Here is a 10,701-nt window from a genome sequence, read left to right on the forward strand (position 1 = left end):
TTTTTACTAATTAATGACTGTTCATTTTTACCAGAGGAAGGTATAGTAGACAGGATTATATTGAAGGAGTGTTGACATGCAAGATCAACCGGTTTTAATCGCACTACTGGCTATTGCCGCAGGGATTTTCAGTTTGTTGGGTGGAATCAACAATTGGGATTGGTTTATGAAGAGTTTCCGAGCAGGTCTTTTTGTGAAAACCATTGGACGCCAGGGTGCAAGAGTGGTGTATAGCATTTTAGGTATTGTGCTAATTACCATTGGCGTATTATTGTTGCTGATTGGGTAAGCATAGAAAAAGAAAAGAAATTTGTAGAGCCTGAGTACATAATTCAGTTTCACAGCCTTTAAACCCCTAATAGCTTTAACCCATTAGCTTACCTACTCAATTAAAAGTTACACTAAAAAAGACCACCGAAAAATTTCGGTGGTCTTTTTTCCAAATTCAGGTTTATCCATCTCAATCTGGTTTAATTATCTTTTAAATCTTCAATGGAATTGATGTCCATATAGGTTGGTACAACCAGACCTGTTTTGGCACCGTCCATATTTGGACCGAGATCATCGATCTGATCCTTGTATTTGTTGAAATAATCTGCAGAGGTGAGTGGCAACCATGCAGCTGGAGTTGCATCTACATCACCATTGGCAATGCCGGTCCACATTGGACCGATTTCCACTTGAAGGGAGGTTACTTTGTAACCCAGTTTTTCTTTCAGAATGTACTCCAGCAAGTTGGTACTTGCAATCTCGGAGTCCCAGGCTACGTAACTCAGTTTAATGGGATCTCCATTCACCGGGGTCAGACCTTTGGTCCATTCAGCCACTTTGTCGCTATGCTTCTCGGCAAAAGCTGCTGCGGCTTTTTGGGGATCATCTCCGTTTTGAATGGCGACCATGATTTCACCCATATCCTCAGGTGTCCAAGAGAAGCGATCCAGGAATTCATAAGCGACAGGTTTGTCTTCCTTTAACCCTTTGCGGGCAATGGTATGAATTTGTTCTGCTTCACCGTAGACGCCTTCCGGATCGTCCAGGTATTTCAGGTCATATGCGTTGAACATCCAATGCGGTGTCCAACCGGTAACGATAACCGGTTCCTTATTCTTAACGGCTTTATCCAGTGTAGCTGTCATTGCGGCTCCTGAACCTTCAACCAGTTTCCAGTCAGACAAACCGTATTTCTCAATGGCACTCGCTGTGGATTTCATAATTCCGGCACCTGGATCGATACCGATAATTTGGTGATTCACTTCATTTCCCACATTGGCATTCGCCGATGGAGTGGAGGAAGAAGCACCTGTTTCCAAATCTGCAATCGAATTAACGTCTGTCATGTAGGCAGGAACAACGAGCCCTGTGCGTACACCGGTCATGTTGGCTCCCAGATCATCCACCTGGTCTTTGTAGCGTTCCCAGTAGTCAGCGTGAGTCAATGGCAGCCAAGCTGCTGGAGAGGCATCTACGTCGCCTGAGGCGACACCCGTCCACATAGGTCCAGCTTCAACTTGCAGGGCGTTCACTTTATAGCCAAGTTTGCTTTCCATGACATATTTCAACAGGTTAGTACTCGCGATCTCAGAATCCCAGGCTACATAGCTAAGTTTAAATGCATCACCGTTAACTGGCGTCAGACCTTTGGTCCATTCGTCAATCTGGTCTGCATGTTTCTCAGCGTAGTCTTTTGCGGCTTCTTCTGGAGATGTACCATTTTGGATGCCACTCATCATTTCGCCCATTTCATCTGATGTCCATTGGAAACGGGACAGGAATTCATAAGCAACCGGGTGATCTCCTTTCAAGCCTTTACGTGCGATGGTGTGAATTTCTTCAGCATCACCGAAAGATTTTTCGGGATCATCCAGATATTTTAGATCATATTTGTTGAACATCCAGTGTGGAGTCCAGCCTGTAATAATGATCGGTTGTTCAGCTTTAATGGCTTTGTCCAGTGTGGCAGTCATCGCTGCACCAGATCCTTCAATCAGGGTCCAGTCCGTCAGATGATAATCTTCAATGGCTTTGGCAGCGGATTTCATAATGCCTGCACCCGGATCAATACCAATGATCTGATATTTGACTTCTTCACCTACAGCATTCGCTGGAGTGTTGTTACCGCCGGCAGAAGTACTGTTGCCGCCAACAAAGTATTGTGAGAAACCAGCTACGAGCACAACAAATGTGGCTGCAGCAGTAATCCAGGCTTTTTGTTTCGCTGAGAAGCGTGAGCTTTTCTTACGGCCTGGCATAAACAGATTTTGAGTGAAACGGTCAAGTACGATCGCAAGAACCACGACAGCCAGACCTGCTTCAAAACCTTTACCAATCTGCAACTGTGTTACCGCACGATAGACTTCCGCACCAATACCCTGTGCACCGATCATGGAAGCAATAACAACCATGGACAGCGACAGCATAATAGTTTGGTTAATCCCTGACATTACGGTAGGCAACGCGAGTGGAAGCTGTACTTTGAACAACTTTTGCATGGACGTAGAGCCAAAAGCATCCGCTGCTTCGACCAGTTCGCCAGATACCTGCTTAATTCCGAGATGAGTCAGGCGAATCGTTGGTGGAATCGCGAATATAACGGACGCGATAACACCGGGAACCACACCAAGGCTGAAGAAGGTTACCGCTGGCAGCAAGTAGACAAATGCAGGCATGGTCTGCATAAAGTCAAGCAATGGTGTAATAATCCGGGCTGCAGTTTTGCTGTATGCGAGCCAGATACCGATGGGAACACCAAGCAGAATGGAGACTAATCCTGACGTAATAACGAGGCCCAAAGTATCCATCGATTGGGACCAATATCCGAGGTTATCTACGAGCAAGAAACCGATAACTGTAAACAGGGTCAGTGGTATTCGGCCAACAAGATATGCCAATACACCAAGTATTACAATAAACAGGAGCGGATGGGGGAGCATGAACAGCCCGGAGAAAAATCCGACAACCTCCTGAATAACAACAGAAATGACTTTAAATAATCCGGAGAGCGAGGTGCTCATCCAGTCAACAATCGCTTCAATCCACGATGCTAGTGGTATTTTGGGAATCATTCACAAGTTCCTCCTTTACTGCAACTTCACCGCTTAGTGCTCCAAGCAGGGCACCGCGGACGATAACACCTTGCAGACGGCCAGTTTCGCCAACAACAGCGAGCGGCACATGGGCTGAACTTACAATTTCGAACAATTCATGAATCAGGGTTTCAGGCGCTACAGTCGGCCCATCCGTGATCAGAATATCGTTCAACACTTTGTTTTCGCGCATCGCGCGGGTTGCATCTTCTGCTGTAATGACACCAAGCAGCTTCTTCGAACGGTCAATGACAAACAGGTTGGAAATACCACGTTCGCGCATTAATTCGAGGGCAACACGAGGACCACGGTCAAGCGTAATCGTTTCAGGACGTCGCATAACATGAGATGCTGTAAGGACCTTGGACAAGTCCACGTCTTCGACGAAGCGGGCCACATATGAATTGGCCGGTTGAATCATGATTTCTTCCGGAGTACCGATCTGCACGACTGCGCCGTCTTTCATGAGGGCAATACGATCGCCGATGCGCAGCGCTTCGTCCAAGTCATGGGTAATGAAAATAATGGTTTTTTTCATTTTATCCTGAAGCTCAATCAGCTCATCCTGCATATCACGACGAATCAGTGGATCAAGTGCACTGAATGCTTCATCCATTAGCAGTACTTCCGGATCATTCGCCAGCGCACGGGCCAAACCTACACGTTGCTGCATCCCGCCACTCAGCTCATCCGGCATTTTATCTTCCCAGCCTTTAAGGCCAACCAGTTCAAGCGACGTTTTTGCTTTTTCCCGACGTTCATCTTTATCTACCTTTTGAACTTCGAGACCATACTCCACATTATCGAGAACGGTACGGTGCGGGAATAACGCAAACTTCTGGAATACCATGCTGATCGTTTTCCGACGCACTTCACGCAATTGTTCTTTGTTCATCTTACGTAGATCTTTACCATGGACAAGAATTTCTCCGGATGTAGGTTCAATCAGACGATTGAACATCCGAACAAGTGTCGACTTACCACTTCCGGACAGCCCCATGATGACGAAAATTTCACCTTCCTGAATCTCCATGTTGACCCGGTTAACACCAACCGTTATCTGTTTTTCTTTGGCCAACTTTTCTTTGCCCCAACCTTGCTCAAGTAATTGTAGACCTTGCTCGGTTTGGGGGCCAAACAGTTTACTTACATTCTTTACTTCAAGTATGGTCATGTTTTCACCCCTTCTGATGTGTTGTGCACTTCGAACGGCTTTCAGCATCCACAAGCCCATACACTTATGCGCCCAGCCACGAAATCCGGTAATCGTTGCTTCGCTTCCCGTCTTTCTGGGTAACGTTTTGTATTTTAACAATACTTAACCCGTATAGCAACCGAATAAACAGTACATAATGTTTGTACAGTAAAAACTGTACAAAGTTTTCCGTCCATATGCTCCGTCATTCTCCTTATTCTGGCTAATAAGACACCTTTACATTTGATATCGCTTTTCCTACAATAGAAAATGTGCTGAATCTAAGCAGTTTCTTTTGGTTAAAAGATAGTCGTAGGCGTTTGCAACTTGGTAAAGCTCCCATGATATACATGGGGTAACCTAAAGCCCATTGGCATATAGGATGTCCTGCCGGATACTTTCCCATGTAAGCAGGATCTTAAACAGTTGCAATTATTTTGCCATGACTGGGAATGTTCAGAATGGAGGTTGCAAGCATGAGCTTGGACCATTTACAAGAGGAACAGCAGGCAACCGTTCTTAGAATCCGTAAACGCGTCATTGAAGCCATTGGGCGTAATATGGATCTCTACGGCGTTACGCTGTCCACGGGACACTTATATGGATTGCTTTTTTTTGCAGACAAACCTATGACCCTTGACGATATGGGCCGGGAAATGGAAATGAGCAAAACGAGCATGAGTACCGGCGTACGTACACTGCTGGATCTAAAAATGGTGAATAAAGTATGGAGCAAAGGCTCCCGGAAAGACCTATATGAAGTGGAGTATGACTGGCATCAGACGTTTACGGATTATTTTGTGATTAAATGGAGAAAAGCCGTGGAGAGTAACCTTCAGGTACTGCGCAAATCCGTTGATGAACTTAATCGTTTGATTGCTGACCTGGATGAACAAGCAGATGCTGAACTTCTTCACATTCTCAAGGAAGACAAGCATAAGGTGCTTCAAGCAGAGGCCTACTACAAATGGCTGGATCGCTTGATTGATACCATGGAAGATGAAGAAATATACAAACTGGTTCCGAAGGAAGAGATCAAGGAACATTAATAACAGCTAAAGCAAAGGGCCCTTTCCAAATTGGAGAGGGCTCTTTGGTCATGGTTGCTTATGAACTTGTACATTTATAATGAAGAAAAACATATGATTTACAATTGTCCGATTAATCCCACACGTGATAAGGTCACAATTTGCTGAACGATCTGTTCCAGTTCGTCCATGATCTGATGGCGTCCGTTGGAGGTCCAGGATAGTACAGACCAATCGGATATATCGTGTACGTTACCTTTCAACACAGCTGGAGAGCGATTCCAGGCGGTAGTTTGTTTCATGCGCCGAAGCAGTTTCTCACTGACAGGAGAATTGGAGACTCGGTTCATGAACAGATGATCCGTGTCCAGCATGGGGATGCTATCTGCCGCATATTCGTCTGACATTAAATCTGTAGATATGATCTGTGCAGGGTTTAGTCCAAGTTCACCGTAGATAAGGCGATTTAATGGATGCTCGGTATCTTCTTGAAGCCGGATAGACTGATTCGTAACCTGCATAAGCATAATACGTTCTTGCCCGAAATGATGCTTCAAACGGAGCCCAATATCAAGGTTGCGAAGCTCCAGCTGTTTGAAATTCTGCATGGCCTGTTGCTCCCGTCCAACCAGTTCAGCCAAGCGTAAATGATTTTCTTTCCAGTCATGGGCCTGATCCAGGATGACCGTAGGTGCAATACTTTTGAGCTTATCATAAAAGGATTTATGATAAAAATCACCGATAATCAGGTCCGGCTTGGCCTGACGTAATTTCTCCAATTGTGTGGCTAGACGCTGTTGCTGCTCGACTTCATCAAGCTCTCGATCATGGAATCCGTCCATTGAAGCTACGGGATGCAATCCGAGCGAAGAGAGGTTCTCATGAAGTCCCATCATGGACGCCGTAGCCACGCGAATTTGGTCTTTTTTCATATATAGGCTGGGTGCGATCCCCAAAGTTTGTTTGAATTTGCGGCTAAAATAATATTCATTGCCATAGCCAACAGATACGGCGACGTCTTTGAGTACACATGATTCCTGCTTGAGTTGTTTTTTGGCCTCGTCAATGCGTAAGCGATTCAGATAATCGGTAGGTGACATGCCTTTGGCTTTTTTGAAACTGCGAGAATATGAGCTTGGCGTCAATCCAGCAATTTTGGCCAGTTGATCCATGCTGATACCTTCACTCATGAACCTTCTCATATACATAATGCTGCGTTCAAGCGCCGGATCGACCTTCTCATAATTTTCTTCAAGCCGATTCTCCGAGAGATGCTGCAAAAGCTCATGAAGCTGGCTATGTATACTGATAAAGTGATCGGGGTGAACGCCGCGATAGGCTTCATACAATTGTTCAAATCGTACTCTGGCTTGTTGGTCATAACGAACCATCAGCCTGCCTGTCTCCCAATCCAACGGGAAACCAGAGGAGGGGGACATTTTCCATTGGCCGCGCACTTGCTGCAAACATACCGTATCCATGCTAAGTATTATAAACTCCGTAACAGTCGAGCGTGCAGCCGCCTCAATCGTTGTTCCTGGCTTCAGAACATACAGTTGATTGGCTTCGGCTGTATAGACCGTATCGTTCAGGACCAGGACACCGTCTCCTTGTAAAATAAGACAGAGCATGGGCCGGGACACCGTCTTGCCTTGCACACGGAAATGCTCCCCGCGCCGTACACGGCACATGGAAGAGAGGAGCGGTAGAGATGAGGTTTCAGAAATGAAGGGAAGCTGTTCAGTCATACGGACCATCCTTTTGTCTTATTTTCTCAATGATAACAATTATCATTCTCATATGGAAGATGTTTTTGAAAAATAGTTTTGGCCATGAAAAAAAGAGGATACCCAGAGCCGTGAAGGCTTAGGGTAATCCTCTTTATTTTGGACAAGAATGTTGAGATGGCTATAAGCGTGTATCCACATGCATGGGTTAGTTTGGCACGACCAACAGGATATCATCCAGGAAAACGTCGCTTAGCACCTTTTTGCCTGTGCCATTGGCTTGCACATGATACAGACGATAGAGATCATTTGCGTTGATGTAGAACATGCCCGGAACATCATCATGAAGCTGGAACGTTGCCCATTCTTCTCCAGCAAGCTTGGTAACTTTGAGAGCTGTGCTCACGGAATAAAGACCATTTGTACCGGATAGATATGCAAGAGTTGACGTTCCGTTGGTCAACTGAGCAGTTACGAAAGTGACACTGTTCAAATTCAGGTTGGCAGATTTGGATACCTTGTTCCCGGCGATGGTTTTGGCATACGCCTTTTTGTCTGCATCCACAACTACAACCTTATCTGTACCCAGTGGACTGACCTCCCGGATGCTCTTACTGTGAATCTGAAGTGTTTTGCCAGAAGTGGTCAATGCAAAGGCTTTGCCTGTTGAATAATTATAATCCTTGTTGCTGTCCAGCTTGATGCCTTTGTTATAAACATAAAGATTGTTACCCCAGCCGCCGGCATAAACAGCGTTTACATCCAGTTTTGCTTTTGGATTAACAGCTGTACCTTTGCCTGTATTGTAGTTTACCTTGTACATGAGAATGGCGTTGGTCGAGTAGAACTGCTCGTACGGGTCAGTGTTCACCATCAGTTGCAGTTCGTTTTTGGCCACGTTCATAAAATAACGACTCTCCACTGCACCAGCAGCAATCCGTTGCACAGCTCCGCTGCCGTTGGATGCTTTGGAAACGATCCATGGGTTTCCATTAACGAGCCCGTTATAATATACACGGCCTTTCGTTACAGCGAGCAGTGGGAAATCTGTATCTGCTTTGTCTGCAATTTTGGTGGCAGCCGAAGCTTCGCTATTGCCATTTCCACGATAGATCGTTCCTTTGGAATCCATATAATAGATGAACCCGTTATCCGTAAAGTAGCTCAACACATCTGTCGCATACGTTTCAGCAGAATCGCTGGAACCGTCATTGGGAACGCGAAGCAGCGTTGTGGAAGACTCGGAACGGGTGTAATAGAGATAGGATCCCGCCGCAGACAGACCGTCTCCTTCATAATCAAGCAATACCTCTGTGGTTCCGCTTCCGTCACCGGATACTTTGTACAATACACCATCGGACTCATAATATACCGTAGTTTGGCTGAGGGAAGCTGCTTGAGCATTGGCCCCGCCTCCAAGCACTGCTGCCGCGATCAGTGTGAACAGCAGCAAGGTGCAAACCGTGCGTTGCATGCGTGTAGTCCATTTGTTCATAAATCAATCGTCACCCTTCTTCTTTATGTATGTAATTAACACATTAACACCTTAAGTTATATCGGTAAACTATGGAAAATATGTTATACATCTCAGTCGGGTGAAATGGACAGATGATCAGATCTTCCGCCGTTATATCTCAACCATATTTCGCCTAAATCTGACTTTCAGCCAGCTGCTGACGACTGTTCCACAAGGTGACCAGACGAAGCAAAATGAAACTGATGAGCAGAAGCGCCGCTCCGACCAGGAGTAACATGAGAGGACTGATAAGCAGCATGCCGCTCGCCTGACCGGCAATCAGGGCAAGCAATGGAATCACGACCAATCCTCCGAGTTGATAGGCCTCCTGAAATCCACGCACTTTCGCCGAGATCAGTACATTTAACAGAATGACCACAAGACTGCACGCCGGAACAACCCACAGAACCAGAATGATCCAGTTCAGATTGGGAAACATCCATGCCCCGAACATGGGGTACATTAGAATATTGGCAATGATTCCGTAGATAATGAAGGTAATCCAGGATAACAACAGAGAAGGAATAAACGCAGCTAACACTTTGCCTTTAAATAACGTATCCATACTCATCGGAGTGAACAGAAGACCTTCCAGGGTCTTGCGCTCCTTCTCGCCTGCAAAACTGTTGGCCGTCAGAATGCTGGATGCCATCACCGGAATGATGAGAAACAGCGGTGCGAACATGTATAAGGCCAGGTAATAGACAATACGATGGTTATCCGTAGGCATCGAAGCGAGCTGCGGAATCTGCCCGGCATGGGTTAGGTTATCCAGCGTATCAAGCAGGAAGCTCATATTGCCGAGGGAAGCAAGTTCCATCCTTGAGGCTGTCCAAATGAGTACGCCAGGCATAATGATCCCGATAACCAGCGGAACGATCAACATGGGTAGCCAGAGCTGCACGCTGGCTGTGATAGCTCGAATATCTTTACGAACAAGTGCACGTATGGCTTGTCTGTTATTCATGATGGTGTGCCTCCCTAATGGCAAAATAAATACTCTCCAGATCGCTGCCCGTAATCCGGGCCTGATAGACTTGTCCACGCTCAGTCAATTGTCGCAGTAGCAACGGAATATCTTCACGGGTTTGAAGCTGGAATATCGCTTTGTTCGCGGAGACGACCTCCGGTGTATAACCTGTTACCGTTTGCCAGCCATTCGGCATGGTCGCTTCAACTTCAATCCGGGGTGAGGTCAGGTATCGGTTGACGATCTCCTGCTCCGTACCTTCCTCAACCTTGCGCCCCTTTTCCATAAAAATATACCGGTCACACACGGCCGAAAGCTGGGATAACACGTGAGACGATACGAGAATCGTCATATGTTCCTCCTGATTTAGCCGGCGGATGATTCGGAGGACCATCTGAATCCCATCCGGGTCAAGCCCATTGGTTGGCTCATCCAGAAAAAGAATGGAGGGGCGGTGCAGCAGCACCCGTGCTAGACCTACGCGTTTTTTCATGCCTGTGCTGTAGGTGCCTACTTTTCGATGTTGATATTCCTGCAATTCGAACAGATCCACGAGCTCGTCAATCCGTGCTTTGGCATGTTGTACACCGAAAACTTCAGCGAAAAAGATCAGATTGTCACGCCCACTCATATTTTCATACAATCCGCTCTGCTCGGTTAATGTGCCGCATATGGCTAATACGTTCTCCGTCTCACGGAAGGGATCGAGGCCGTTAATACTCACTTGCCCGCCCGAAGCGCCGAGAACGCCGTTCATGATGCGGATCAGGGTGGTTTTGCCCGAACCGTTAGGACCGATCAGCCCTGTAACGCTGCCTTGTTCAACCGTGAAGCTGACATCGTTCAGTGCCTGATGCACTTTGAATTGCTTGGAAATGTTGCGAACTTCAATCATGTACATTCACCGTCCGATCTGAGTTTGGAGATTATACGTCCAGATGAGCAATTTCGTTCAAATGGAGGGCCAAAAAATAAAACTTCTCCGTCTTTAGTCCCAAACGAGAGCAGCAACTTCACCCTAAAGTCCGGCGAAATCGGGTCTCAGGTTTGTTTTCACTGTGGTCTATACCATGTATTCTGGTTAAAAGGATGCAATATCTCGTTTCGTTGCCATCCATAACGTGGTAATTAGACTTAAGGCCTCTTACATATCATGAATGCCTGAATATTCATCTAACGCCG

The 10,701-nt window shown here is 46.3% G+C and carries 8 protein-coding genes; 2 read left to right on the plus strand and 6 right to left on the minus strand.

What is annotated here, in order from left to right; all coding sequences use genetic code 11:
* Positions 1-76: 76 nt before the first annotated feature.
* Positions 77-289, plus strand: coding sequence for an immunity 17 family protein (locus tag AC3ITG_RS06615; RefSeq protein ID WP_413376133.1), 213 nt, complete (start codon positions 77-79; stop codon positions 287-289).
* Between the two features lie 181 nt (positions 290-470).
* Here AC3ITG_RS06615 and AC3ITG_RS06620 read toward each other — a convergent pair whose 3' ends face one another.
* Both AC3ITG_RS06620 and AC3ITG_RS06625 read right to left on the minus strand, forming a co-directional pair.
* Positions 471-3,062 carry a glycine betaine ABC transporter substrate-binding protein gene (locus tag AC3ITG_RS06620; RefSeq protein WP_489253211.1) on the minus strand — a complete coding sequence of 864 codons (2,592 nt, stop codon included), beginning with the start codon at positions 3,060-3,062 and terminating at the stop codon, positions 471-473.
* Positions 3,028-4,257 carry a quaternary amine ABC transporter ATP-binding protein gene (locus AC3ITG_RS06625; RefSeq protein ID WP_063564457.1) on the minus strand — a complete coding sequence of 410 codons (1,230 nt, stop codon included), beginning with the start codon at positions 4,255-4,257 and terminating at the stop codon, positions 3,028-3,030. The genes AC3ITG_RS06620 and AC3ITG_RS06625 overlap by 35 nt, the downstream gene beginning before the upstream one ends.
* Positions 4,258-4,754: 497 nt before the next feature.
* Here AC3ITG_RS06625 and AC3ITG_RS06630 point away from each other — a divergent pair, with 497 nt between their 5' ends.
* A complete protein-coding gene (locus AC3ITG_RS06630; RefSeq protein ID WP_063564456.1) occupies positions 4,755-5,327 on the plus strand; it encodes a GbsR/MarR family transcriptional regulator in 573 nt (190 codons plus the stop codon).
* Positions 5,328-5,425: 98 nt separating this feature from the next.
* On the opposite strand, the gene AC3ITG_RS06635 is transcribed toward AC3ITG_RS06630, so the two are convergent.
* From AC3ITG_RS06635 to AC3ITG_RS06650, 4 genes are all read right to left on the minus strand, one after another.
* On the minus strand, positions 5,426-7,054 hold the full coding sequence (locus AC3ITG_RS06635; RefSeq protein ID WP_489253212.1) for a helix-turn-helix domain-containing protein: 1,629 nt from the start codon (positions 7,052-7,054) through the stop codon (positions 5,426-5,428).
* Positions 7,055-7,241: 187 nt separating this feature from the next.
* Positions 7,242-8,528 (minus strand): DUF5050 domain-containing protein, encoded by a 1,287-nt coding sequence (locus tag AC3ITG_RS06640; protein WP_489253213.1) that lies wholly within the window; start codon positions 8,526-8,528, stop codon positions 7,242-7,244.
* Positions 8,529-8,682: 154 nt separating this feature from the next.
* Positions 8,683-9,516: an ABC transporter permease subunit gene (locus AC3ITG_RS06645; RefSeq protein WP_489253214.1), complete on the minus strand. Its 834-nt coding sequence runs from the start codon at positions 9,514-9,516 to the stop codon at positions 8,683-8,685.
* Positions 9,509-10,414 (minus strand): ABC transporter ATP-binding protein, encoded by a 906-nt coding sequence (locus tag AC3ITG_RS06650; RefSeq protein ID WP_489253215.1) that lies wholly within the window; start codon positions 10,412-10,414, stop codon positions 9,509-9,511. The genes AC3ITG_RS06645 and AC3ITG_RS06650 overlap by 8 nt, the downstream gene beginning before the upstream one ends.
* Positions 10,415-10,701 lie beyond the last annotated feature (287 nt).

The organism is Paenibacillus sp. GL_099_B (genome assembly GCF_057835695.1).

Coding starts and splice junctions, on each gene's coding strand:
- AC3ITG_RS06615 (WP_413376133.1), top strand. CDS start 77: ATGCAAGATCAACCGGTTTTAATCGCACTACTGGCTATTGCCGCAGGG.
- AC3ITG_RS06620 (WP_489253211.1), bottom strand. CDS start 3,062: ATGATTCCCAAAATACCACTAGCATCGTGGATTGAAGCGATTGTTGAC.
- AC3ITG_RS06625 (WP_063564457.1), bottom strand. CDS start 4,257: ATGACCATACTTGAAGTAAAGAATGTAAGTAAACTGTTTGGCCCCCAA.
- AC3ITG_RS06630 (WP_063564456.1), top strand. CDS start 4,755: ATGAGCTTGGACCATTTACAAGAGGAACAGCAGGCAACCGTTCTTAGA.
- AC3ITG_RS06635 (WP_489253212.1), bottom strand. CDS start 7,054: ATGACTGAACAGCTTCCCTTCATTTCTGAAACCTCATCTCTACCGCTC.
- AC3ITG_RS06640 (WP_489253213.1), bottom strand. CDS start 8,528: ATGAACAAATGGACTACACGCATGCAACGCACGGTTTGCACCTTGCTG.
- AC3ITG_RS06645 (WP_489253214.1), bottom strand. CDS start 9,516: ATGAATAACAGACAAGCCATACGTGCACTTGTTCGTAAAGATATTCGA.
- AC3ITG_RS06650 (WP_489253215.1), bottom strand. CDS start 10,414: ATGATTGAAGTTCGCAACATTTCCAAGCAATTCAAAGTGCATCAGGCA.